Raw genomic sequence first — 25,232 nt, 5'->3', positions numbered from 1 at the left:
CTATTATTATTTAAAAAAAAGCCAGCTTTTTTTGTATTATATATATAGTTGCACTTTTAAATAAAAAATTTATATTATCAGATATATAGCTTAATTGGAGTAAATATGAAAAATTTATTTTCTTTATTTTTGGTTTGCGCGTGCGCTTTATTTTTGGCGGCGTGTTCATCTTCCAAAAAAGAAAACAGAACTTTGTATATAGAAGAAGGGGAGTATGAATCGCAGATAGAGCAAGAAGCGCAGAGCGAGCGCCGCGCCGCCCCGCCTGTGGTAGAATCTAACTACATTTTTAGAGTACTGCCCAAAGAAACTTTTTATTATGACGAAAAAAACATGCCCTTAGATGACGGCTTAAAATCCGTATCTGATTATAAAGAAAGCAGACTTTGGAAGCGCCCCAAGCGTTATATGCCCGGCACCTACCCCGGCGCCACAGACACAGACTCCGGCACAAGATATAACGAATACGATGTAGAATAAATTTAAAAGCCCCCGCTAACCGGGGGCTTTATTTTTGTGTTGTAAATGTTGTTATAAATGCTGTAATAGAAGAAAATTTTCACAGGAGTTTGAGTGGATTTTTGTTTTTCTTTGTGCGAATAAGTACTTAAGAGCGAAGCGTACGGTGAGTACAAAGAAAAACAAAAATCCACCAAAATCCGAAGAAAATTTAAACTGATGATGAAACCCGAGCGAACGCAGGGAGCGCAGGCTGGAAGACGCGAAGCGAAAAAGTCTTTATTCTACGCCGCCTATTTTATCAAACCCAGGCTGGTCAACATACGGGTTATCTGTAAACACGGCGTCCGCGCCTAATTCCCGCATTCTTAAAAACTCTTCATATTCATTTACCGTATATATCCACACTTCCATACCAAGTTTGCGTGCAACTTCCACAATATTTTTAGTAATTCTTTTAGAGCTCATATTAACTGTAGCGGCGCTAATTTCTTTGGCCCGGGTGGGGCTAAACTCACGGGTAAGATAACCAAGTTTAATGTTCTTGTCTAAAATTCTTACACGTTTAAGTGTTTCATAATTAAAACTGGAAATTATAATATTACCATTCCACCCGGCAATTGCTTTAAGCACTTTGGCTTCTATACCCGGGTAATCTACCACATCAGTTTTTATTTCTATATTTAAGGTAACGCCGCCGCTAAGCGTTTGCATCAGGGCGGCAAGCGTTGGCACATTATACTTGGCAAGCGCGTTGTAGTTGGAATCTTTTATTTTAAGGCTAACGCCAAAGGTGCGTTTTAAATCTTCGTCATGACATACAATCACCACACCGTCTTTGGTAAGGTGAACGTCTGTTTCAAAAATATTCAGCCCAAGGCTGCCGGCAACACGAAAAGAATCCAGCGTGTTTTCCGCCGCAAAAAACGGTGCGCCGCGGTGCCCTATTATCTTCATAACCCAAACGCCTCCAGTAACTTGTCATAATACTGCTGCGGTATCTCCATACCTACTTTGGGCGTGCGCCCGCTGCCCGGGCCGTGGTTGTCTGAACCGCCGGTGGCAAACAAATTATACTCTCTGGCTATATACAAAAGTTCTTGTATCATAACGGTATTATGTGAAGGGTAAAAAACTTCTATCCCGTCTAAACCCGCGTCCGTCCACTTTTTAAAATCCCACTTGGGCTTAACTAACCCGGGGTGCGCTATAACGGCCTTGCCGCCTGCGGCTTTAATGTGACCTATGGCCTCTACCACGCTTACGCCCATTGATTGCACGTAGCCGGGCGCGCCGGGTACTAAATATTTTCTAAACCCCTCTTGCCTGGTGGGCACAATGCCCTTGGCTTTAATAGCGTCAGCCACGTGCGCGCGCGACACTACGTTTTTAGCGCGGGAAAATACGTCTTCCTCTGTTATCGGCAGCCCGTGCTCAGCTAACTGCTGTATTATTTTTTTAATTCTTAAAACTCTTTTTTCTACGTTTTCTTTTAGAAAGGTTTTTAATCCTTCATTCTCAACATCTACCCCAAAACCCAAAAAATGCAGGTGCTCGTCCTCACGGGTGCTGACCTCAACGCCTGTTAAAAATTTAATATTATACTTAGCGCACTTTTCCCCCGCCTGCGCCACGCCTTCAACTGTATCGTGGTCTGTAAGAGCGTAAAGGCGTACGCCTTTTTTAGCGCACTGCACAACAGTTTCAGACGGCCTTGAAGTGCCGTCTGAATATTTAGAATGTGTGTGCAGGTCTATAATGGGCATTATACTCTTTCAACGCCTTTAACTTCGGGCACTTCCTGCATAAGCTTTCTTTCCACAACCGCTTTTAAAGTCATTTGTGAGGCCGGGCAGCCACCGCAGCGCCCTTTAAGCGCCACATATACTATGCCTGTGTTTTCGTCTACTTTTACAAGTTCCAGGTCGCCGCCGTCGCCTTGTAAAATGGGTCTTATGGTTTCAATTACCGCTTGAACTTTGTCTTTCATAACTTACCGCCTTGTATTAATTTATGTTTATATTATAATATTTTAGTAAGGACTTAACTTTGTATAATATATTTAATTATTAAATATTGCTAAAATTTGCTATATTTTGATATATTGTAATTGTGTATTAATCTTAATTGTAAGGTGAACAAAATGAAGAAATTATTAGTCATGGCTCTTATAGTAAGTTTTGCCGCGGCCCCCGCGCTTGCCGCCAGGTACGCAACCGTAGGTTCGTACGAGGCCAATATCCGCAGCTGCGCCGGCACAAAATGTTCCGTAAAATGGAAAGCGTGGAAGTACACGCCGCTTGATATGATTTCCGTAACCAAAGATAAAAAATGGGTACAAGTAAAAGATTTTGAGGGCCACACAGGCTGGATTTACTATACACTGCTCAGCACGCAAATGGGCCTTTCTGCCACCAGTGATTTAAACGTACGCAAAACCGCCAGCTCCAGCGGCGCACTTGCCTGCACAATTGAAAAGGGCTACGCTCTTAAATATTTAGGTAAAAAAGGCGGCTGGTACCAAGTGTCGGACGAACCGGCCAACAAAGCGGAAGGCGTTTGCACAGGCTGGGTATACGGCGCCAACCTTTGGGGCCCCAGGGCCAAAGCCGCTAAATAGCCGGTAACAAATTAGTTTTTCTTTGGTAAAATATAGATATGAAGAACTTTATAACATTAATAGTACTTGGCGCCTTAGTTTTCTGTGCTTATTCCTTTTATAATAAGCAAGAGGAAGACAAATTTTCTTTGTCCGGCACGGTAACAGTGTCTGACACGAGAATACTTAAGCACGCCCAAGCGCAGAACAACACCTGCTCTATCATTGTAAAAAATGAAGCGGATGTTCCGGTGGCTATTAAAAGAGTTATTAACCCCACATTCCCCCTTGAGTTTAAAATTACCCCCGCTGACATGCTGGTGGGTGAGATTGAGGGCAATGTTAAGCTTGACGTGCAAATCAACAGCCACGGCAACCTTGGCGTATTAAAAGCGGGCGATATATTTGGCTCCGCAAACGGCATGTACGCTAACAACTCTAAAGATATTGTTATAGACGCTGACAAAATGACAGGCAAGCCTAAAATGGCTTCCACCAGAGGCAACTTCTTTAGAACAGCTGCCAGATAATTTAGATTTAACACACAAAAAAAAGCCCCGCCAAAGCGGGGCTTTTTTGTTATACTAATTAAAGATAAAAAACTTGGAGACGCTTATGAAAAAACTTACAGCATTAATTTTGGCCCTGTTAATTGCCCCGGCTATATTAACGGCAAAAGATAATAAAAAGTACACCCCAATCACTCTTAACCAACAAGTTAACCTTGATATCACTAAAAAAACCCAATATTTTGTTTTAACGCTGGACAGCGCCGTAAAAGTATTTGGCAAAACTTCCTCTTACGCTATAGAATCAGAAGACTGGAAAGGTAAAATAAACCTGTGTTACAAAATTGACGGCAATAAAGTTTATATAAAAACCAAGTTAAAAGCTAAAAACATTGACATTGCTTTTATAGGCTTTTCTCTTAAAAATAATGATATATTCCTACACCCTGCCATAGGCAAAAAAGGAGAAGAAATCACCCCCGGAACACTGCTGATAGGCGGTAAGATTTAAATAAAATCTAACTTATTAATACGGCCGCCCTATTGGGCGGCCTTTTTGCTATGCAAAAAGCGATTTTGATTATTTTGATTTCATCAAAATTACAACATATCAAAATCTAACTTATTAATACGGCCGCCCTATTGGGCGGCCTTTTTAGTTCATACTTTTATTTGATTTAAACAATCTTACCAAACCTGTTGTAGCCCTGGGCGCGGGTGATTTTTACTTTTACAAAGTCGCCCGCCTTGTATTTGCTTTTGCCCTCTATGTATACTCTGCCGTCGATGTCGGGCGAGTCGGCCTGGCTGCGGCCACTGTTGGGGGAGTCCAAAAGTACGGTTATTATTTTGCCTTTTAGTTTTTTATTATTGGCGTCTACCACGCGGCTTTGGGCAGTTACCAGCTCTTCCGCTCTGGCGTTTTTAACTGCCTTTGGTATTTGGTTTTTCATTATGGCGGCGGCGGTGCCGTCCTCTTTGCTGTAGGCAAATACGCCTACATTATCAAATTTTGTGTCTTTTACAAATTTCTTAAGTTCCCCAAAATCCCCATCTGTTTCCCCCGGGAACCCCGCTATAAAGTTGGTGCGCAAGGCCATTTCGGGCACATATTTGCGTATCATCTTTATTTTTTCTTTTATTTCGGCCGAGCCGCTTCTGCGGCGCATGGCTTTTAGCACAGGGTCGGCAATATGTTGCAGCGGCATATCAATGTAGCGGCAAATTTTGGGGTTTTCCGCTATAAACTTTAAAAGTTCTTCAGTAACTGTTTCGGGGTAGGCGTACATTATTCTGTACCATTCCACACCCTTTATTTTTACCAGTTTACGCAGTAATTTAACTAAAGACGGTTTGCCGTATATATCCTGGCCGTAGGCGGTTGTGTCCTGCGCTATGAGCGAAATTTCTTTAACGCCATTGGCGGCCATGGCTTTGGCCTCCGTCACTATTTCGTCCACTGTTTTGGAGCGGAAACGACCCCTTATTGACGGTATTGTGCAGTAGGCGCAGCAATTATTACAGCCGTCGGCCACTTTTAGGTAGGCGCTATGGGGCACGGTTAACTGCAGTTTAAATTTGGGCGCGGCAATCATGGTTGGGGCGCAGTTAAAACTGTGTTTTGGGGTTTTTAGCACTTTGTCTACTTTTTCTATCTCGTTAAGGCCTATAAAAGCGTCCACCAACGGGTATTTAGCGGGTAGAGTTTTGCCCTCTTTATGTGTGAGACAGCCTGCTACTATGAGCGTTTTTACTTTGCCTTTGGCCTTTAAGCGGCTTGCGCGTTTAATCTCGCGGTCGGCCTCCTGTCTGGCGGGTTTTATGAAGGCGCAGGTGTTTATGATAATGGTATCGGCGTCCGCCTCACTGGCCACTAAGGTGTGGCGCTTATGGAGGAGGTTGCCTAAAATTTCTTCTGTATCAGTAAGATTTTTGCTGCAGCCAAGGCTGATGGTAAATATTTTGCTCATATATATATTTTATCTTATTTGTAAACACAACGCATTATACCCACGAGCTACAAGCTCACATGCCACCTCACCTGCTTTGCCGCAAGCGCTTTGCGCTAAACAACGCGGCAAAACTTCCTCTACATACCGGATATATGCATGCTACGCTATCCACCAAAGGGGCGAGGAATAATAAAAGCATCTATAAAATAAAGTCCAGGCCCCCGAAGATTTGAGTGGATTTTTAAGTTTCGCCCGTTTCAGGCACACTTGTCCGCAGCGAGCTTGCGAGTGAAGTGTGTGTCCAAACGGGCGAAACTTAAAAATCCGCCAAAGATTTGGGGTGTTTCCTCCGCAGGAGGAAACAAAAAACCCTGCCCTAAGGCAGGGTTTTTTAAGATTCTAAATCTTAATTAGTTGCCTGTAACGATTGTGCAGACATCGGCGACTAAGATGAAGTTTTTGACTTCTCTGTCAACTGATGTTACTGTTCTGATGTTGCCGGCTTTTTTGGCGGCTTCAATTGACATATCGCCAGAAGCAAAGATTGATAAGTAGTTTTTGCCGCAAGCTTTGCCTGTTTTTGTACCGGTGTTGCCGGTTACCATTGTAGGTTCAACTGTTTCGCTGATTAAAGCGCCGCCGAGGTAGGAGGCAGGTGATGTGCAGGCTGCGAGCATAACTACTACAGCTGCTAATGCTAATACTTTTTTCATTTAATTTCTCCTTAAGTGATAATTGCTACTTATCTATTCTATAATAGTTTTACTTTATATTTCAAGGAATATTAACCTTTTACCTATACAAATGCCCCCCTTTCCCGGTAGAAAAGAGGGGCGTTTTATTGTTATAAAACCTAAAAACTTTACTTATTTACCAAGCAGTGACAGCAGTATACCAGCCACAACCGCGCTGCCTATAACGCCTGATACGTTAGGCCCCATGGCGTGCATGAGCAGAAAGTTGTGCGGGTTAGACTCTTGCCCCACCTTGTTGGAAACACGGGCCGCCATAGGAACGGCGGACACGCCTGCGGAACCAATAAGCGGGTTAATTTTATCTTTGCTGAATACGTTCATAAGCTTGGCAAGCAGTACACCTGAAGCCGTACCCACGCCAAACGCAACAACACCCAGCACTAAAATGCCTAAAGTCTTGCCTACCAGGAACTGTTCTGCAGACAGCTTAGAACCTACCGCCAAGCCTAACATTATGGTAACAATGTTAATAAACTCATTCTGCGCTGTTTTGGACAGTCTGTCCGTTACGCCGCACTCGGTAAGCAGGTTACCAAATGTTATCGCGCCAAGCAACGGCGCGGCGTCTGGCAGTAAAAGACCGCAAAGCAACAATACCATTATGGGGAATAAAATCTTTTCCCTTTTGGTTACGTGGCGCATTTGTTTCATTTCTATTTTGCGCTCTTCAGCAGTTGTTAAAGCGCGCATAATAGGGGGCTGTATTATAGGCACCAAAGCCATATAAGAATACGCCGCCACGGCTATAGCACCCAACAACTCAGGAGCCAAACGGCTGGCTAAAAATATAGCCGTAGGGCCGTCCGCGCCGCCGATAATGCCTATAGCGCCGGCGTCTTGTATGCTAAAGTCCAAAATACCGAAATGGGTAAGCAAAAGCGCGCCAAGCAGCGTGGTAAATATACCAAACTGCGCCGCGCCGCCCAAGAGCGCCATTTTAGGGTTGGCTATAAGCGGGCCAAAGTCCGTCATAGCGCCAACGCCTATAAATATAAACAGCGGAAATAAACCTGAGTTTATACCAAAGTTATAAATAATGCCCAAAAAGCCGGCCGGCCCGGCAATTTCCGCCACCGGAATATTTGCCAGCACACCGCCGAAAGCTATGGGGATTAAGAGCAAAGGCTCAAACTGTTTGGCTATACCAAGCCAAAGCAGCACCATACAAACCAAAATCATTACCCCCTGCTGCCAAGCAAGGTTATAAAGACCGGTTGATTGCCACAAACCTATTAAAGCTTCTGTTAATTCCATTTTTATACCGTTCCTTATTTGATTTCGGCCAGAGCGTCGCCTGTGGCTACTCTGTCGCCGGCTTTTACTTTAAAGTGTACAGCGCCGGAAGATATGGCCTTAACTTCTGTTTCCATTTTCATGGCTTCCATAACAAGTATGGTTTGGCCTTCGGAAACATGGTCGCCCTCGTTTACGCTAAGCCTCATGACAGCGCCCGGGAGTGGGGCTTTCATTTCTTTAGCGGCGCCGCCTGCGGCGGCAGCGGGTTTGGAAGCGTCGGCTTTGCCCTCGGCTACGCTTACATTATAAGCTTTGCCGTTAACTGTGGCTTTATCGCCGTCTAATTGTACGTTATAAACCGTACCGTCAATGGTAACAGCGCAGGCGTTGGAACCTTCGGCCGATTTAGCGGCTGCGGCGCCTTTGCGTACGCTTACTTTGGCCGTGCCTTTAAGGAAGTCTATACCTTTATCACCGCAAGCGGCTGTAATAAAGATGTTTTCGTCCGTTACGGGCAGGTTGTTAGCCTGCAGTTTTTCTGTAGCGGGCTTAATGCCTTTTTTGGGGTTGGCGTCGTTAATTTCTAAAACAGGTTTTGTTGTAGGTTCAAGGCCAAGCTCTTTGGCGGCCAGTTTAACAATCTCCGGGTCCGGTGCGACGGGTGTTTTGCCGAAATAGCCAAGCACCATTTTACCGTAGCCATCTGCAAACTTTTTCCAGGGGCCGAACATTGTGTTGTTAAAAGCCTGTTGGAAGTAGAACTGGGAAACCGGTGTGACTGACGTGCCGAAGCCGCCGCGTCTTACGCATTCGCCCATGTTGTCAATAACTTCATTATATTTGTCCAAAATGCCGTTGTCTCTCATCATTTGTGTATTGGCTGTTAAAGCGCCGCCCGGCATAGGGGCAAAGGGGATTCTTGGGTCGACAGCTTTTGATTCGGGCGGTAAAAAGTAATCTTTCATGCAGTCTTCAAATACTTTTTCCGCTTCCATAACTTTATTGATATCAATATCTAATGTATACTCTGAACCTCTAAGCGCGTGCCACATGGTGGCCACGTCAGGTGAGCAGGTGCCGCCCGATACGGGTGAAAGCGACAGGTCTATAGAGTCCGCGCCCGCGCGGATAGCTTCTAGGTAGCAGGCAATGGAGTTGCCGGCTGTTTCGTGCGTGTGGAAAACTATTTTTGTGCCTTCGGGCAGCATTTTACGCGCTAAGGCTATTGTCTGGTGCACGGTTGTGGGGGTTGATGTGCCGGAAGCGTCTTTAAAACAAACGCTGTCAAACACGATGCCCGCGTCTAAAATCTGTTTTAAAATTTTGGAGTAGAACTCAGGCGTATGTGTTTTGCCTTCTTTATCCCAGCCCGGGGCAAGTGACATCATGGAAACGCAGACCTCGTGCTTAAGCCCGGCGTCTTTAATACATTTGCCGCTGTAAATAAGGTTGTTAACGTCGTTCAAGGCGTCAAAGTTTCTAATTGTGGTCATGCCGTGTTTTTTAAAAAGGTCGGCGTGTAATTTGATAATGTCGCTGCTTTGTGATTCAAGGCCTACCACGTTAACGCCGCGCGCTAAGGTTTGCAGGTTAGCGTCTTTACCGGCTGTTTTTCTAAAGAGGTCCATGTTGTCGAAGGAATTTTCGTTAGAATAAAAAAACGGTGACTGGAACATAGCCCCGCCGCCCGCTTCAAAATGTGTGATACCCGCGTTTTTTGCCGCTTCAACAGCCGGCATATAGTCCTTTGCGAAAACACGCGCGCCGTAGACAGACTGAAACCCGTCTCTAAACGCTGTTACCATAAAATTAATCTTTTTCATTTCTGCTATTCTCCTTTAAAACTTAAAACTACTTACCAGCGAACTTTCTTGCCGCGGCAATTGCCAATGCTATTTTGCCGTGGTCCGCCTTGGCGGTGTGTTTTGCTTCCTGCGGCAGCGGTAAAACTTTGTCGAGTGCGGCCACAGCGTATTTAAGCACGTTCATAGCGCCAATCATGAACGTTAAAAATATAAACACAAAGCTCATGCCTATAGCCGTAACCATGACGCCCTGCATTAATATGCCCGATTCATTCATATAATCTCTCCTGTTAAAACTTTTATTTCTTTTCCTTCGGGGGTTAAAAGTATAAGTTCCCCCAGGTCACTTATGCCCGCGGCCAAACCTGTAATATTACCTTGCGCGGATAATGTGACCTGCGTTCCTAAAAACGGGAACAACTGCCTGTACTGCTCACTAATTGCTGCAAAACCGTTGTTTATAACATCTTCATATAAACTAAAAAAATTGTTAAGCACTGCGTTTAAAATGTCTTGCCTGCCTACCTCCACGCCCTGCTCTTTTAGCGACGTCGCGCTTTGGTTAACGCCGTTTACGGCCGCCTGCCCCACGTTAATGCCGGTGCCCAGCGCCAAGGCGTAAAACTTGCCGTCTTTTATAACGGCCTCGCTTAAAATGCCGCAAATTTTTTGTTTATTAATATGCACGTCATTAGGCCATTTAATATAACTTTTAAGACCGTAAGCGTTTACCGCCGTACACACGCTTACGCACATAAGCTGTGTTAAGTTATGCAAAAAATCTGTTTTAGCAGGTTTTAAAACCAAGGTAAAATAAAGTCCGCCCTCGTCAGAAACCCACGTTCTGTCAAACCTGCCGCGCCCGGAATATTGCCTGAGAGCGACTACGGCTGTTTTATCGCTAAGTGCCGCGGCGTTTTCTTTTACATAGGTATTGGTGGAATTTAGTTCATCAAATTCTAAAATATTATGCATTTTCTTAATTGTACAAGGTTTTGAGCAGACTCTCAACCGTTTTCGGGCGTATTTTAGGCGGAAAAGTAGAAATATACTTCTACAAAATAATTTTACGGCGGTAGTATATAAAAAAAGGCGCCTGTTAGGGCGCCTTTTAAAAAATTAAAACATTGGGGCTATACCTATACCCGGCGCCACTTTATCCAAGGTCGTCTCAAGCGCATGCAAATACTCTAAAGCTTCTTTTTCATAAAGAACAAGTTCGGCCTCGTTTTCTATCACACCCAGAAAAGCCTGAAACCCGTAAAGAGAAAATAAAAGGTAGTTATCAAACTGTTTGCCCGTATAGCTAAGCTTAAGATATTTGTGCATAAAAGCAAACATGGCAGCCTTATTATTATCACTCTTGTATATAGCAAACAGCATTTTGGTAAGTACAAACGCCAGTTTATGGCTGACGCCCATTTCTGTATTATAAAAAACGCCTTGCCCGTCTTCACCGGGCCACAAAGTAAGCTTGCGCCCTAAAAGATAGCCTGACAGCGTGGCAAGCCGCTGCTTAAACTGCGACACCATATTATTGCCTATTTTAGCAGCTACCACCTGGTTGTTTATAGGTATGGGCTTATTGTAGTTATCATTAGGAAGTTTTTTAAGCTCATGCCCCAAGGTATTTAAAATTACCGGGATTTCCTTTGCCAGAGTTCTTTTTTGGTGAGCGGTAAGTGTTTCTAATGTGGTAAGAGTTTTTAGCGCGCCCGTTTTACAGCCGACGGGAATATTTGACTTTAAAATATTTACAGCTGCGTCAAACATGGCGCGGCCGGTAGTTCTATTATGCAAAAAGGCCGCCGCTATAAAAGCGTAACGTATGCTTAAAGAATCGTTTTTTAAGGAATCTGTTTTAAGTTTTTCCGCCACAACGGCAACCAGCATTTGCGCGTCGGCCGCGCTAAATTTAATTTCCTGCGCTTTAGGTATAAAAATACCCATTTCAGTCTCAACCGTAATTAAATGAACGCCGTCTTCATCCTCAAAAACAATGGACTGGGCTTCAAAATTCTCGTCATACACATCTTCTGAAGCTATGTAGCCGGCATCCTCCAAAATAGCCGCAAGCTCATGGGCGTAGGTGTTGGTATTGTTAGCTTTACGTGCCCAGCGGGACAGAGTTTCTGTGTCTTTACGCTTTTGCTGTGCGCCTGCAAAAAGTTTGTTTAAAGAATTTTCTTCTTTATCCGCCTTACCGTTTGCCATTTTTTTAATGGTTTCTAAATTAGGAACAGCCCGCGGGCGTTGCGCGTTGTTTTTTTGCGCGACTGCCGGGGCGCTGGCGCTAAAAACTAAAACGCCCGCCGTAAAAACTGATAAAAACTTTTTAAATGTTATTTTCATAAATACCTCTTAATATCCCATAGCGTTAAGAATAGCGTCTTTGGAAAGTTCTTTTTCTTGATACATAATTTCTATTGGCTCTGATGTGTCTTGCTTCATAATAGCGCCCACTAAAAATGACGGCAACATATATTTGGCGTGCCTATAAGCCGTTTTTGTTGTGGAGGAAGTCCATTTAGCGCAGCGCAGAGTATTACGAACAGTTTTAGGGCCAAGAATTCTGATAGCGGTTCTGGAAGTAAGCGCTCTTCCCGCTGCCTGCGCGCCTTTACTGGCGCCAAAACCAAGCGCGCCAAGTACAACTTCAAACGCCAGAAATACACCCACTACCTGTGCCGAACACTCCGCCACGCCCTGCGTGTTTACACAGCTTTTTATTACCGGGTGCAAATCCCAAAGCACGGTGCTCATAGCGGCCAAAAAAGTGTTGTATTGCTCATCCCATCCGTCAAGCGATAAGTTTTCTTTAATATCCATAGACTGGTCCAGCGCGTACATAGCAAAGAGGAAATAGTCCTGAAAATCACTTTTATCATGTCTTAATCTGGAATATTTTAGTATAAACTTATTCATCTCATCAAATTTCTTACCCATTTTATAAACCTGGAATAACGCTGTAACAAGCCTGTAGGAAATATTGTGTTTGCGCCCAAGCTCGGTATTAAAGAAATCTCCGTTTTTATCCTGACCCGGAAGGGGTGTTTGAAAATAGTGAGACTGCTCTGTGACAATCCTGTCCGTAAGCATGCCTTTTATCATGCCGTCATCGTGTTTTTGCGCGAAGAATGACACCACATACATAAAATCTTTTTTAGCCATGGCTTGGTTCGTTATCTTAAGACCCATGTGGTGGTTTTCCACATAAGCGTGCTTAAGCTGGTTGCTCAGAGAGAACAAAATATCATTAATTTCTTTTATGGCTATACCCTGTAAATTGGGCCTAAGGTAAACAACTTCTGACAATGCGTAGGCTGACCATACTTTATACTTAGCATCGCCGGGTTTCTTAATATTATCCAGCAAAGCGTTTAACATTGCACGCCCTGTAAATGAGTTACCCAGCAGAGACGCCGCTATAATGGAGTACCTGTAATAAACTTCCCACTGCGGGTCCTGGCTGTTATAAGCCCTAAGCATTTTTTTATTAATAAGATCTACAAAAGCGGCGGACTCGGAAGCGCTAAAATGTAACTCAGGCAAAACCTTGGTAAGCAGTTTTAGTTCGCACTGAAGTTCGCCGGAGTAACCGTCAACGCAGGAGTCCTCCGTATACACAGTGTCTGACCCCATGTATTTTACGTCTGACAAAATTATAAAAAGCTCATAAAGATTATTATCATTTTCAGTAAGGTTCATAACCCATGAGATTATGGTCTGGTTTGCCTTACGCGCGGGCATGTTTTCGTTATAAAGCGGAATATTTATTTTTTGGTTTTGATTTAACGGTTGCGCGTTTGCAATACCAGGTAAATTTAACGGCGGCAAACTGTTGGTTTTGTTGTCATACAAAATATTGTTTAAATCTTTTTTAAATTGGGCGGAATAATTTGGCGTGCCGTTCGCATTGGCAGCGCTTTTGCGCGCGGGGCGGCCTTGGGCAATTGTTTAGTCTGCGTTTTTTTGGAATAGCGGGTGGTCTGCGCGAAAACGTCGCCGTAAGACGCGGTTAAAATTGCTGCGGCAATAATTATAGAAAGAAATTTATTTAGTATCTTCATACTAACAGGATACCAGCTTTACGCCAGTACAACCAGGGTCAAAAGGCCCAACCGGCGGGACCCTAAAGGCCCAGGCAAACATAGGCCTTTAGACCTACAAAAACCCCGCCAGCTAATGGCGGGGTTTTCAAATTTATTTATAGCAATTAATTACCCATTCTTTTTAAAATTGTTTCTTTACTTAATTTTACTTCTTTTATTTTTGTCTTTTTGGGCTGAGGCGTGTCGCTTATCAAAGTTGCGCCCACAAAACTGGTGGCAAGTATTTTGCTTACTTTGCCCCGTACTTTGGCAGATGTGGCTTTGCCTAAAAATGTTTTGCCAAATTTAATAGCGTTGGCGGATAAAGCAAACCTTATAACCGCGCCGCCCACATATTTAGCGCCAGCTACAGCGCCGTCAAACAGCAAAATAACCGCGACAAACTGCGCCGCGGACTCCAGCGCGCCCTGCGTATTAACAACGCTTTTTATTACCGGGTGCATGTCCCAAAGCGCCGTGCCCATGGCGGCCATAAAAGAGTTGTACTGGTCTGTCCAGCCGTCTATATCCAGGCCGTCTTTAATAGCAAAGGACATATCCAGCCCTTCCATAGCAAATAGTACATAGTGCTGAAAATCTTTTTTATCCGCTCTGAGTTTGGAATATTTAATAACAAAGTTATTCATGGCGTCATACTTTTGGCCCATGGCGTATATTTTAAATAACGCAGCTATGGCGTGGTGCGCTATGTTATGACGGTAACCAAGGTCACTGGCGTGAAAGTTGCCGTGTATATCTCTGCCTGGCAGCGGGTTTTGGAACAAATGCGACTCATCAACCACAAGTCTGTCTGTAAGCATGCCTTTTATCATACCGTCATCATGTTTTTGCGCGAAGAATGATACTACGTACATAAAAACTTTTTTAGCCATAGCCTGGTTGGTTATTTTTAAATTCATGTGATGTTTTTCAACATCTTTATACTTAAGATAATCACTGTAACGCTGTAACAAAGCTTCCAGTTCTTTTATGGCTATTTCCTGCATGTGGGGCCTTAAATAAACCACCTCGGCCAATGCGCGGGCGGCCCAAACTTTGTTTATGGTGTTACCGGCGCCGCAAATGGTGTCAAGCAGCCTGTCCAGCATGATTTTGGAGGTGCGGTCATTGGCAAGCAGGTAGGCTGATATTATGGCATATCTATTGTAGGCTTCCCATTCTTTATCATTAGCGCTGTAGGCGTGTTTAAGTTGCAAGGCTATAAAATCTACTATAAGAGCGGCGTCGCTACTATCAAACTTAATATAAGGCAATATGCCGTTGAGCACGCCTATCTCACACGCCAGCGGACCCTCGTAGCCGCTAACACAAGAGCCGTCCGTATAAACATTGTCTGACATTAGATATTTTTTGTCCGCCAAAATTGTTATAAGCGCTTCCACGTCCGTTTCGTATTCGGTGGTATTTTCCGCCCAGGTTGTTAAGGTGAGTTTTGGGTTACGCTTTTGGTAAGCCGCGTGCGGCAGAAGATTGGAGTTATACTGCCTGAGCGCGGCCGTCTGCTGCGCCTTGGCGTACTCTTCATCCGTCAAGAACATACTTTTTGTTTTATTATTTAAAATTTGGTAATTTTTTTCTATCTGAGCTTGCGTGGTAAAGTTTAGCGCGCCTTTTTTGGCCGCCTGCGCGAACGAAGGCGCGGCCGCACCGTGTATAATTGATATAGAAATGATTAAAGAAATTATTTTATTAAGCATGTTCATATATAAATGATATATGCTAACGTAGAGCCTAACCAGGGCCTAAAGACCTACGCCAATACGTTTTAAGGACCCAGGCCTGTATGGGCCCTAAGACCTAAAAAACATCCCCGGGTTAAGCCCGGGGATGTTTTAAAAATAATTTTTATCTGCCTACTTTACCGTATTTGGATTGTATTTTTTTACGGACTTCAGAGGAACTTTTTTTAGCGGAAAAGTCTATTGTTTTCGCTTTTTGTGTCGCGTTTTCCTCTCCGGCTTCTAAAAACGCTATCCCTTCTTCATACGGCGTGTTTGCCAGGTAGTGCATAGCGTCAGACATTAAAGCTACCTTGCCCAAAACAAGCGGGGTTTTGTCAACTTCTGCAAGCGTAGCGTCATCAGCGTAAACTGCCAGGCCGGGGGTTTCATAAATTTTTGCCAAAGCGTTATTTTTTGCCTGTAATTCACTTAAATACGAATCAGCCACTACCACCAGCACAGCAACAGCCGCGAAGCGTTTTAAATAACTTACCTTTCTGCCGGCGGCTACGGGCATTTTTGCTTTGTAGTTTTTAACCACGCCGTAAAATTCTGACATTTCTGACGTTCTTGCCCAAGTTTTTAACATGTTTTTGGTAGAAAAATCTTTACCTGTAAGCAGAAGTTCTTCTTCTATTCTTATAAGGTTAAGTTTTTCAACGCCTTTTAACGGCACAAATTCATTGGCGCCAAGATTTGTGTATATTTTAGATTTTCTAAGATAATAATCTTTAGGTAAAGATGTTTTGGCGTTTTTTATTTCCTCGGCAAGTGCTTTAAGCTCACCTGCGGCGGCGCGGGAGTTATTGGCGCTTTTGGAAACTGTATTAATATTTTTTTCAAGCTCCCACTTTTCAAGCGCTACAGTAAGCTCCTCAGGGTTGGTAATTTTTACAAGCGGCGCTAAATCCGCGTGGGTATTAGTTTTAATATATTCTTGAAATTCTTTTAAAATTTTATTTTTACGCGCTTTGCTTAAGTCCATTTTACGCTTAACAGCGTCTTTGCCTGCGTAGGCGCCTCTAAACGCAAGTTCTATAGGATAGCCGACAATGTCTACCCACCACGGAAAAGCTATAAGAGCAATACCGCCAACCCATACCCAAAATATAGGGCTGTCAGTATAACCTGCGGTTTGTATATATTTGCCGTATTTATCAAAAACAACTTCTTTGTCAGCTTTAGCGCGGTTTACATATTGTTTAGCTGTCATTACACCGTCACCCGCGTAAGAAACACTGCTCATTAACATTAAGCAGGATAATACCAAGGCCATGATTTTTGTTTTATACATAATATCTCCAAATTTTTTAACTATTTAAAAATATATCTTTATATTACTTACGTGACCAGGGTCAAAAGACCTAACTTAATATAGGTCTTTTGGCCTATAAATAAAACATCCCCCGCCGGTTAAACAGCGGGGGATGTAAAACTTTATTTTAAGCTAAATCAGCTAAAGAGGCCTCGGCGCTGGCAAGCTTAAGCTCCTCAGCCGCTAACTCCGCCTTTACTTTATCCACCTGCTCCTGCGGCGCGTTGTTTACAAAACGCTCATCGGCCAGCCTGGCGCGGCGGTTTTCCACATTGGCTTTGCCGGCGGCTATGTTTTTGGAAAGTCTGGCCTTTTCTTTTTCCAGGTCAATAATACCTTCCAGGTCAATATAAGCGGCGGCTGTAGAGTAAATAGCTGTGGCTGTTTTGGCTTTTTTTGCGGTATCCGCGCCCGCTGTAAAACTGTCCAGCCTGCACATAAGAGTAATGTAGTTAACGTACTCGTTTATAACGGCAAGTTCCCCGGCGTCAGACACTTTTACGCTTACATTAAGCTTTTGTCCCGGCGGCACGTTAAACTCAGAGCGCACGGTACGTATGGCTGAGATTAAACCTTTTAGCAGTTCCATTTTTTCAACCGCGGCGGGGTTAAGCTGGGCGCCGTTGCAAAGCGGGTAAGAATCTTGCAATAAAAATTCTTTATCAGAACCGGTGTACGGTTTTAACACGTTCGCAATTTCCTCGGTAATAAAGGGCATCATGGGGTGTAACGCTTTAAGCGTACCGTAAAGCACATTAACCATAATGCTCATAACATATTCTCTGTCCGTCTCAAACCTTGCTTTGGCAAGTTCTACGTACCAGTCACAAAAATCACCCCACAAAAAGTGATACAGCGCGTTAGCGGCGCCGGCAAAGTTATACTTTTCGGTCTGTTCCTTAGCTACTCTTACGGCTGTATTGTAACGGTCAACCAACCAGGCGTCGGCCAGTTCCTTCATTTCCGCGGGCATGGTTAACGGGCCTTTTAAGTCGCCCATGTTCATGAGTATAAAGCGCGAGGCATTGTAAATTTTATTACAAAAGTTACGCGCGCCAAATATAGACTCTTCCGCGTACGGAATATCTTTGCCCAGCACGGCCTGCATGAGGAGCGAGAAGCGCACAGCGTCGGTACCGTACTTGGCCGTCATGTCCAGCGGGTCAATAACGTTGCCTAGTGACTTGGACATTTTTTTGCCTGTTTTATCTCTGACAATACCGTTGATAAACACGTCTTTAAACGGTACTTTGCCCGTAAAATCAATACCCGTCATAACCATGCGGGCAACCCACAGGTACAATATTTCATAACCAGTAACCATGGTGGATGTGGGGTAGAAAAAGTCCAGCTCTTTAGTTTTGTCCGGCCAGCCAAATACTGACAACGGCCATAAGGCGGATGAAAACCATGTGTCCAGCACGTCGGGGTCCTGCACAAAATCATTGCCGCCGCAGTCCGGGCAGCTGTGCGGTTTATCAAAAGATACTATAGGTTTAGCGCCGTCTTCAAAAGAAACTTTGCTTATTTCTCTGCCGCCTTGTTTTGTGTCGGCATATACTAAGCCGCCTTTGCTGCATGAGGTGCAGTACCAAACGGGTATTCTGTGCCCCCACCATATTTGGCGTGAGATACACCAGTCCTGTATATTATTAAGCCAGTTAAGGTAAGGCGTTTTCCAGTTAATGGGGTGAAACTTAACTTCTTCAGTTTCGGCCGCTTTTATGACGGGCGCGCAAAGGTCTTTCATTTTTACAAACCATTGCTCGCTGAGATAAGGCTCTATCACGCTGCCGCAGCGGTAGCAGGTGCCTACCGCGTTATCGTGCTTTTCTTCTTTTACTAAAAATTCCTGCGCTTCTAAATCTTTTACCACTTCTTTACGGGCAAGCTCTCTGTCCATGCCTACGTATTTTTCGGGGCAGTTAATCATTTTGCCTTTGTCTGATATTACAACAAGCACCGGCAAATTGTGGCGCTGGCCTATTACATAATCCACCGGGTCATGCGCCGGCGTAATTTTAAGCGCGCCGGAGCCAAAGCCTATTTCAACGTCTTCGTCCGCTATTATAGGTATAACACGGTCTGTAAGCGGTATTCTTACTTTTTTGCCAACCAGGCCTGTGTAGTTGTCGTCCTTAGGGTTAACGGCTATGGCGGCGTCTGCAAAAATAGTTTCGGGTCTGGTGGTGGCAATTATTATACCTTGCCCGCCGTCTTCGGCCTTATAATGCAGGTGGTAAAGCTTGCCTTTGTGTTGCTCGTGCTCTACTTCAATGTCAGATAGAGCGGTGTTGCAGCGCACGCACCAGTTTATCATGCGTTTGCCGCGGTAAACATACTTTTTATCCCACCATTGTTTAAAGCATTCGTACACGGCTTTGGCACGCTGGTCGTCCATGGTAAAGCGCACATTGTTTTTAGATAAATCTAAGGCAAAGCCCATGCGCTCAAATTGGTTTAATATTGCGCCGCCGCATTCCTCGTACCACTGCCACATTTCTTCTAAAAATTTTTCACGCCCAAGGTCGTGGCGGGTAACGCCGCGTTCTTTGGCAAGCTTCTTTTCCAGCACGTTTTGCGTGGCAATGCCGCCGTGGTCTGTGCCAGGCACCCAGTAGGCTTCTTTACCTTGCATGCGGGCAGTTCTTATAAGAGCGTCCTGCAAAGTACAGTTAAGCGCGTGGCCCATGTGAAGAGCGCCTGTGATGTTAGGCGGAGGAATTACTATTACAAAAGGTTCCTTAGCGTTATCTACCTGTGCGGCAAAAAGCTGCGCGGCCTGCCAGGCGTCTGCTAATTTTTTTTCTACTTCTTTAGGTTCATATGCTTTAGGCAACATTTGTAATTCCTCCAAGATAAAGGGCACACGGTAAGTGTGGTACTGCATTACTATATATTTTATAATATTAGTATATGGATAACAAAGATATAGTGGAAACTGAAGTTATAGAAGTGGAAGTGCTGGACGAGCACGGCCGCCCGCTTAACGAGCCCCCAAAAAGCACCCCGCCGCCAGTTGCCAGGGGACTAGCCACTGTTTTAAAAGCCATAGCGATATTAGTTGGCGGCTTTTTACTGTCCTTAATTATAGCGATAGTTTTTATTATGTTATTTTTACCTATACTTATATTAAAAGCGCTGGGCATTGTAAGCAGCGACTTTCAGATCCGCCGTTTCAAATAGCCTGTTAAACCCTAAAATACCGTATAAGTGTGATGTAGAATTTTTTAACATGCTGGCGGCGCACATTAATTAAATATAAACCAACCATTATTAACACGCCGCCGATAACGGCCTCTTTATTAATTTTCTCGCCAAGTACAAGGTAACCAAAAGCGGTTGTTATTAAAGGCTGCACGTATAAAAACGCGCTGGCTTTGGACGCGCCTATCTTTTCAACGCCCTCATTATAAAATAACAGCGCAAAACCGCTGCAGCATATACCAAGGTATACCATGCTCCACAGCGCCTTGGGGCTGATATGCGTAAAATCTTTATAAAACCCGCCAATAAACTCTAAAGGTAAAAGCACCAGTACCACCACCATAAGTATGCAAAACGTAACACGCAGGTTTGGCATATTTTTAAACCAAATACTCATAGGTATAACATAAAAAGCCCAGTTAATAGCGGTAAGTACAATAATAATATCGCCCTTAGACGTCGGCATAGCGCTGCCGTCTACAAAAGCCTGTTTTGAAAAGAAAATTAAAACTACCCCCAGCATACAAACCAAAAACCCCGTAGCCCTGTTTATAGGTAAATGCTCTTTAAAAAACACCACCATTATAAACGCCACCACAACCGGGCTGAAAGCGTTTAACCAGCCGGCATGGTTGGTGCTGGTATGTAAAATGGCGTACCCCTGCACATGCTGTTGTATAAGTATGCCTATCATAGCCAGGAACGCGAATTTACACCAGTCAGACGCCGATACCTGCTTAATCCACGCAAACTCACGCAAAAACAAAGCCACCACGCCAAGGCCCAGCGTACTCCTGACAAGTACCAGCGTGGTTATGCTGACATCGGTAAGCGCCATTTTTGTAAATAAAAATGTAAGACCCCAAAAAAATATTGCTACTGCAAGTTTAACGTAAATCATATTATTTTAATTTTATCATTTTGGGGGCGGGCGGGCTGTTTATTATATATACTATATAAAGGTATAAAATATGAATCTCTCACACCTTAAATATATTATAGAAGTAGAAAAGACGCGCTCCATAAGCAAAGCGGCCGAAAACCTGTACATGGGCCAGCCTAACCTTAGCCGCGCCATAAAAGAGCTGGAAAAGATTTTAGGCATAACGCTGTTTAAGCGCACTTCTAAAGGCATTTCCCCCACACCGCAAGGGGAGGAATTTTTGCAGTACGCCAAAAAAATTATTTCCCAGGTGGACGAGGTTAAAGCGCTGTACAGCAAAGGCAAAAGCGATAAACAGCAGTTTTCAATATCCGTACCCCGCGCCAGCTATATTGCCGACGCATTCACCCAATTTGCCAAAACTATAGACACCACCAAACCGGCCGAGATTTTTTATAAAGAAACCAACTCCATGCGTGCCATAAGCAATATTTTACAGGCGGACTATAAGCTGGCCATAATACGCTACCAAAAAATATTTGAGCCCTACTTTAAAACCATGCTTTACGAAAAAGGCCTTACATCTGAACTGGTGCGCGAGTTTTCTTATTTAGTACTCATGGACAAAAACCACCCGCTTGCTAAACAGAAAAAAATAGAACCCGCAGATTTAAGTAAATATATAGAAATAGCACACGCGGACCCGTACGTACCATCACTACCGCAAATAGACGTAAAAAAGGCCGAACTTTCGGAATTTGTGGACAAACATATTTTTGTATTTGAGCGCGGCAGCCAGTTTGATTTGCTTAGCAATGTGCCTGGCACATTTATGTGGGCGTCGCCGTTGCCTGCCAGAATGCTTAAACAATACGGCCTGGTGCAAAAGCCGTGCCTGGTAAACAAAAAAACCTACAAAGACGTACTTGTATACAGAAAGAACTACCGCTTTACAGACCTGGACAACAAATTCATAACCCAGCTAAACAAAGCCAAAAGCACTTTTTAATAAAACCTATCTGGAACAATTTCTAAATACACAAATATCCTCTCCCTTCTTTGATGGGAGAGGAAGTTTTTGTTTAGCCGCAAGGTTAAACAAAAACAGGTGAGGGTGAATATGAGTGTTATTTGGCAAATAATATTTATTTTTATATCCCCAGCCAATATATTCACAATATTTGCCGTAAATTTAAACAGAAGTTTTATAAGTAGATATTGCACTCATATTCACCCTCACCCTGCTCGCTATGCTCGCTTCCCTCTCCCATCCAACAAGGGAGAGGGAAAGTTTTTTGACACTACTTTTCAGAATTATAAATATATAATCAGTAAAGATATATCGATAAAAGTATATCGATATGCTTTTTTTACATTTCACTTTAGGTTTCCTAATTTCTAAAATATATGTATGACTCATAAAGAAATTTCCAAATCCACCTTACAAAGGCTGCCTGTTTATCTTAACTATCTTAAGACGTTGGGCAGCACAGGCAATATATCGGCCACAGCCATAGCGCAAGCGCTTGGCATGGGCGAGGTGCAGGTGCGTAAAGACCTGGCCAGCGTAAGCGGCGGCGGCAAACCCAAAACGGGCTACTGCGTCTGCGACCTGGCAAGAGACCTGGAAACTTTTTTAGGTTATAACAACACAAAAGACGCCGTGCTTATAGGCGCCGGTAAAATGGGCAGAGCTTTACTTAACTATTCCGGCTTTAAGCAATACGGCCTTAATATAGTAGCCGCGTTTGACCTGGACAAAAACGCCAAAGAAGAGCGCAAAATATTCCCGCTTAGCAAACTTGGCAATTTGTGCAAAAGGCTAAACATAAAAATAGGTATCATCACCGTCCCCGCCGAGACCGCGCAGGAAGTGTGTGATGTGCTTACGCAAAACGGCATTCTTGCAATATGGAATTTTGCCCCCGTGCACCTCAGCGTGCCGCAAAACATCCTGCTGCATAATGAGAACATGGCGGTATCTCTCGCGCTGCTCTCTAACCATCTTAAAAAACAATTAACCAGCAAAAGAAAAAAATCCTAAGGAGACCTTGTATGGACAAGAAACAAAAGTACGAAATTGTGGACAGTGTGGAAAAGCTAAAGGCCGCCATTGAATCTGTAAGAGCGGCGCAGCAGGTTTTTGCCACTTATACGCAAGAGCAGGTAGATAAAATATTTTTAGCCGGCGCTCTCGCCGCCGGCAAAGCCAGGTTACCTCTTGCCAAAATGGCCGTGGAAGAAACCGGCATGGGCGTAGTGGAAGATAAAGTTATTAAAAACAACTACGCTGCAGAATATATTTACAACGCTTACAAAAACACCAAAACAGTAGGCGTTATTGAAGAAGACAAAGCCTTCGGCATTAAAAAAGTGGCCGACCCTATAGGCGTAATAGCCGCGGTTATCCCCACAACCAACCCTACATCCACAGCCATCTTCAAAACTCTAATAGCCCTTAAAACAAGAAACGGTATTATCATCAGCCCCCACCCTAGGGCCAAAAACAGCACAATAGCCGCAGCTAAGTTAGTACTAGAAGCCGCGGTAGCGGCCGGTGCGCCTAAAGGCATAATATCTTGGATAGACGCCCCCAGCCTGGACATGACAAACACAGTAATGAAAGAGGCCGACATTATTTTAGCCACCGGCGGCCCCGGCATGGTTAAATCAGCCTACTCCAGCGGCAAGCCCGCTATAGGCGTAGGCGCGGGCAACACGCCCGCTATTATTGACGACAGCGCGGATATTCAGTTAGCGGTCAGCTCGATAATCCTTTCCAAAACATTTGACAACGGCATGATATGCGCGTCTGAACAATCTGTAATTATAGCCGACAAAATTTACAAAGAAGTAAAAGAAGAATTTGTAAAACGCGGCTGCTATGTGCTGACCAAAGAAGAAACGGAAAAAGTTAGAAAAACCATTATCATCAACGGCGCGCTTAACGCCAAAATAGTCGGCCAGTCCGCCTACAAAATAGCACAGTTAGCCGGCGTGGAAGTAGACCCTAAAACTAAAATATTAATAGGCGAGGTAGAATCTGTAGACCTGTCGGAAGAGTTCGCGCATGAAAAACTCTCCCCCGTGCTTGCCATGTATAAATCCAAAAACTTTGAGGACGCTCTTGCCAAGGCCGAACACCTTATAGCGGACGGCGGTTACGGCCACACGTCATCTTTATATGTTAACGAGATTACAGGCAAAGAAAAAGTTGCCGCCTTTGGCGACAGAATGAAAACCTGCCGCATTCTCATAAACACACCGTCCTCACACGGCGGCATAGGTGATTTGTACAACTTCAAACTTGCCCCCTCACTCACGCTTGGCTGCGGCTCATGGGGCGGTAACTCCGTGGCGGAAAACGTAGGGGTTAAACATCTGTTAAACGTAAAAACAGTAGCTGAAAGGAGAGAAAATATGCTTTGGTTCAGAACACCGCAAAAAATTTATATTAAAAAAGGCTGCCTGCCCGTAGCGCTTGACGAGATTAAAAACGTGCTCGGCAAAAAGAGAGCTTTTATCGTTACGGACTCTTTCCTATTTAACAACGGCTACACAAAATCAGTAACCGACAAGTTAGACGAAATGGGCGTAGTACACACCACATTCTACAACGTGGAACCGGACCCGACGCTTGCCTGCGCTAAAGAGGGCGCGGCACAGATGATATCCTTTAAGCCGGACTGCATTATCGCCCTTGGCGGCGGCAGCGCGATGGACGCGGCCAAAATTATGTGGGTATTATACGAACACCCGGAAGCTGATTTTATGGACATGGCCATGAGATTTATGGACATACGTAAACGCGTCTCCCCATTCCCAAAAATGGGTGAAAAAGCCTACTTTATTGCCGTACCCACAACAGCGGGCACAGGCTCGGAAGTTACGCCGTTTGCCGTTATTACGGACGAAAAAACAGGCGTTAAATACCCTCTGGCCGACTATGAACTGCTGCCCAACATGGCTATAGTGGACGCTGACATGATGATGAACGCGCCTAAAGGTTTAACCGCCGCCTCCGGCATAGACGCTGTTACACACGCCTTAGAAGCGTACGCTTCAGTCATGGCTACAGACTACACAGACTCACTGGCCCTTCGCTCACTTAAAATAATATTTGAGTACCTGCCTAAAGCCTATGACAACGGCCCGCAGGACGCCGTAGCCAGAGAAAAAATGGCTAACGCCGCTACAATGGCCGGCATGGCATTTGCCAACGCTTTCTTAGGTGTGTGCCACTCATTAGCGCACAAGCTGGGCGCGTTCCACCACTTGCCGCACGGCGTGGCTAACGCTTTAATGATTGACGAGGTTATCCGCTTTAACGCTACAGAATCCCCCACAAAAATGGGCACATTCTCACAGTACGCTTACCCGCAGGCCATTGCCCGCTACGCCGAAGTAGCCGAATACCTTGGCTGCAAAGGTAAAACGGACGCAGACAAAGTGGAAGCGCTTATCAAGAAAATTGACGAGCTTAAAGCCGCCATCGGCATAAAAGAAACTATCAAAGATTACAATATTGATGAAAAAGATTTCTTAGCCCGCCTTGACGAAATGACAGAACAAGCCTTTGACGACCAGTGCACCGGCGCCAACCCGCGCTACCCGTTAATTGCCGAACTTAAACAAATGTACCTTAACGCCTACTACGGCAAAAAAGGAGGAATATAATT

The 25,232-nt window shown here is 44.4% G+C and carries 24 protein-coding genes; 8 read left to right on the top strand and 16 right to left on the bottom strand.

Annotated features, from left to right (window positions below; all coding sequences use genetic code 11):
* Positions 1–105 precede the first annotated feature (105 nt).
* Positions 106–480: a hypothetical protein gene (locus AAIR98_RS02860; RefSeq protein ID WP_423970741.1), complete on the top strand. Its 375-nt coding sequence runs from the start codon at positions 106–108 to the stop codon at positions 478–480.
* A gap of 258 nt (positions 481–738) precedes the next feature.
* Here the strand turns inward: AAIR98_RS02860 and AAIR98_RS02855 are convergent, their stop codons facing one another.
* Genes AAIR98_RS02855 through AAIR98_RS02845 form a run of 3 tightly spaced genes read right to left on the bottom strand, consistent with a single transcriptional unit; the run spans position 739 to position 2,449 of the window.
* Positions 739–1,416, bottom strand: coding sequence for a glycerophosphodiester phosphodiesterase (locus AAIR98_RS02855; RefSeq protein WP_423970740.1), 678 nt, complete (start codon positions 1,414–1,416; stop codon positions 739–741).
* Positions 1,413–2,225: a PHP domain-containing protein gene (locus AAIR98_RS02850; RefSeq protein ID WP_423970739.1), complete on the bottom strand. Its 813-nt coding sequence runs from the start codon at positions 2,223–2,225 to the stop codon at positions 1,413–1,415. The genes AAIR98_RS02855 and AAIR98_RS02850 overlap by 4 nt, the downstream gene beginning before the upstream one ends.
* The gene (locus AAIR98_RS02845; RefSeq protein WP_423970738.1) at positions 2,225–2,449 is read right to left on the bottom strand and encodes a NifU family protein; all 225 of its coding nucleotides are present in this window, start codon (positions 2,447–2,449) and stop codon (positions 2,225–2,227) included. The genes AAIR98_RS02850 and AAIR98_RS02845 overlap by 1 nt, the downstream gene beginning before the upstream one ends.
* A 153-nt stretch (positions 2,450–2,602) precedes the next feature.
* Here AAIR98_RS02845 and AAIR98_RS02840 point away from each other — a divergent pair, with 153 nt between their 5' ends.
* The 3 genes from AAIR98_RS02840 (at position 2,603) to AAIR98_RS02830 (ending at position 4,078) form a co-directional block, all read left to right on the top strand.
* Positions 2,603–3,079 carry an SH3 domain-containing protein gene (locus tag AAIR98_RS02840; RefSeq protein ID WP_423970737.1) on the top strand — a complete coding sequence of 159 codons (477 nt, stop codon included), beginning with the start codon at positions 2,603–2,605 and terminating at the stop codon, positions 3,077–3,079.
* A gap of 38 nt (positions 3,080–3,117) precedes the next feature.
* Positions 3,118–3,588 carry a hypothetical protein gene (locus AAIR98_RS02835; protein WP_423970736.1) on the top strand — a complete coding sequence of 157 codons (471 nt, stop codon included), beginning with the start codon at positions 3,118–3,120 and terminating at the stop codon, positions 3,586–3,588.
* A gap of 85 nt (positions 3,589–3,673) precedes the next feature.
* Complete coding sequence (locus tag AAIR98_RS02830; protein WP_423970735.1) at positions 3,674–4,078, top strand: hypothetical protein; 405 nt, start codon at positions 3,674–3,676, stop codon at positions 4,076–4,078.
* A gap of 166 nt (positions 4,079–4,244) precedes the next feature.
* Here AAIR98_RS02830 and rimO read toward each other — a convergent pair whose 3' ends face one another.
* The 12 genes from rimO to AAIR98_RS02770 all read right to left on the bottom strand — a co-directional run bounded on the left by rimO (position 4,245) and on the right by AAIR98_RS02770 (position 19,305).
* Positions 4,245–5,537 (bottom strand): 30S ribosomal protein S12 methylthiotransferase RimO, encoded by a 1,293-nt coding sequence (rimO, locus tag AAIR98_RS02825; protein ID WP_423970734.1) that lies wholly within the window; start codon positions 5,535–5,537, stop codon positions 4,245–4,247.
* Positions 5,538–5,929: 392 nt separating this feature from the next.
* Positions 5,930–6,232 (bottom strand): TRL-like family protein, encoded by a 303-nt coding sequence (locus AAIR98_RS02820; RefSeq protein ID WP_423970733.1) that lies wholly within the window; start codon positions 6,230–6,232, stop codon positions 5,930–5,932.
* Positions 6,233–6,385: 153 nt separating this feature from the next.
* Positions 6,386–7,528 (bottom strand): sodium ion-translocating decarboxylase subunit beta, encoded by a 1,143-nt coding sequence (locus AAIR98_RS02815; RefSeq protein WP_423970732.1) that lies wholly within the window; start codon positions 7,526–7,528, stop codon positions 6,386–6,388.
* Between the two features lie 14 nt (positions 7,529–7,542).
* On the bottom strand, positions 7,543–9,333 hold the full coding sequence (locus AAIR98_RS02810) for a biotin/lipoyl-containing protein (RefSeq protein ID WP_423970731.1): 1,791 nt from the start codon (positions 9,331–9,333) through the stop codon (positions 7,543–7,545).
* Between the two features lie 28 nt (positions 9,334–9,361).
* Entirely contained in the window at positions 9,362–9,592 is a 231-nt protein-coding gene (locus AAIR98_RS02805; protein WP_423970730.1) for an OadG family protein, read from the bottom strand.
* Positions 9,589–10,290 carry a biotin--[acetyl-CoA-carboxylase] ligase gene (locus AAIR98_RS02800; protein WP_423970729.1) on the bottom strand — a complete coding sequence of 234 codons (702 nt, stop codon included), beginning with the start codon at positions 10,288–10,290 and terminating at the stop codon, positions 9,589–9,591. The genes AAIR98_RS02805 and AAIR98_RS02800 overlap by 4 nt, the downstream gene beginning before the upstream one ends.
* Positions 10,291–10,434: 144 nt before the next feature.
* Entirely contained in the window at positions 10,435–11,667 is a 1,233-nt protein-coding gene (locus AAIR98_RS02795; protein ID WP_423970728.1) for a hypothetical protein, read from the bottom strand.
* 9 nt (positions 11,668–11,676) lie between these two features.
* Positions 11,677–13,176 carry a hypothetical protein gene (locus AAIR98_RS02790; protein ID WP_423970727.1) on the bottom strand — a complete coding sequence of 500 codons (1,500 nt, stop codon included), beginning with the start codon at positions 13,174–13,176 and terminating at the stop codon, positions 11,677–11,679.
* Between the two features lie 8 nt (positions 13,177–13,184).
* Positions 13,185–13,385, bottom strand: coding sequence for a hypothetical protein (locus tag AAIR98_RS02785; RefSeq protein WP_423970726.1), 201 nt, complete (start codon positions 13,383–13,385; stop codon positions 13,185–13,187).
* A 146-nt stretch (positions 13,386–13,531) separates the two neighbouring features.
* Positions 13,532–15,130, bottom strand: a complete 1,599-nt coding sequence (locus AAIR98_RS02780) for a hypothetical protein (protein ID WP_423970725.1) — start codon at positions 15,128–15,130, stop codon at positions 13,532–13,534.
* A 142-nt stretch (positions 15,131–15,272) separates the two neighbouring features.
* Positions 15,273–16,442, bottom strand: a complete 1,170-nt coding sequence (locus AAIR98_RS02775) for a hypothetical protein (protein WP_423970724.1) — start codon at positions 16,440–16,442, stop codon at positions 15,273–15,275.
* A gap of 148 nt (positions 16,443–16,590) precedes the next feature.
* Positions 16,591–19,305 (bottom strand): valine--tRNA ligase, encoded by a 2,715-nt coding sequence (locus AAIR98_RS02770; RefSeq protein WP_423970723.1) that lies wholly within the window; start codon positions 19,303–19,305, stop codon positions 16,591–16,593.
* A 74-nt stretch (positions 19,306–19,379) separates the two neighbouring features.
* Here AAIR98_RS02770 and AAIR98_RS02765 point away from each other — a divergent pair, with 74 nt between their 5' ends.
* The gene (locus tag AAIR98_RS02765) at positions 19,380–19,649 is read left to right on the top strand and encodes a hypothetical protein (RefSeq protein ID WP_423970722.1); all 270 of its coding nucleotides are present in this window, start codon (positions 19,380–19,382) and stop codon (positions 19,647–19,649) included.
* A gap of 4 nt (positions 19,650–19,653) precedes the next feature.
* On the opposite strand, the gene AAIR98_RS02760 is transcribed toward AAIR98_RS02765, so the two are convergent.
* Positions 19,654–20,571, bottom strand: a complete 918-nt coding sequence (locus AAIR98_RS02760; protein ID WP_423970721.1) for a DMT family transporter — start codon at positions 20,569–20,571, stop codon at positions 19,654–19,656.
* Between the two features lie 70 nt (positions 20,572–20,641).
* Between AAIR98_RS02760 and AAIR98_RS02755 the strand changes: the two genes are divergently transcribed.
* The 3 genes from AAIR98_RS02755 to adhE all read left to right on the top strand — a co-directional run bounded on the left by AAIR98_RS02755 (position 20,642) and on the right by adhE (position 25,230).
* Positions 20,642–21,562, top strand: coding sequence for a LysR family transcriptional regulator (locus tag AAIR98_RS02755; protein ID WP_423970720.1), 921 nt, complete (start codon positions 20,642–20,644; stop codon positions 21,560–21,562).
* Between the two features lie 402 nt (positions 21,563–21,964).
* Positions 21,965–22,597, top strand: coding sequence for a redox-sensing transcriptional repressor Rex (locus AAIR98_RS02750; RefSeq protein WP_423970719.1), 633 nt, complete (start codon positions 21,965–21,967; stop codon positions 22,595–22,597).
* Between the two features lie 11 nt (positions 22,598–22,608).
* Entirely contained in the window at positions 22,609–25,230 is a 2,622-nt protein-coding gene (gene adhE / locus AAIR98_RS02745) for a bifunctional acetaldehyde-CoA/alcohol dehydrogenase (RefSeq protein WP_423970718.1), read from the top strand.
* The last annotated feature ends 2 nt before the right edge of the window (positions 25,231–25,232 follow it).

The sequence above is a fragment of the Elusimicrobium simillimum genome (genome assembly GCF_049639735.1).
In the GTDB taxonomy this organism is placed as follows: Bacteria; Elusimicrobiota; Elusimicrobia; order Elusimicrobiales; family Elusimicrobiaceae; genus Elusimicrobium; species Elusimicrobium simillimum.
The sequence above is the reverse complement of the archived record's forward strand: the minus strand, read 5'-3'. Positions and strand labels throughout refer to the sequence as shown.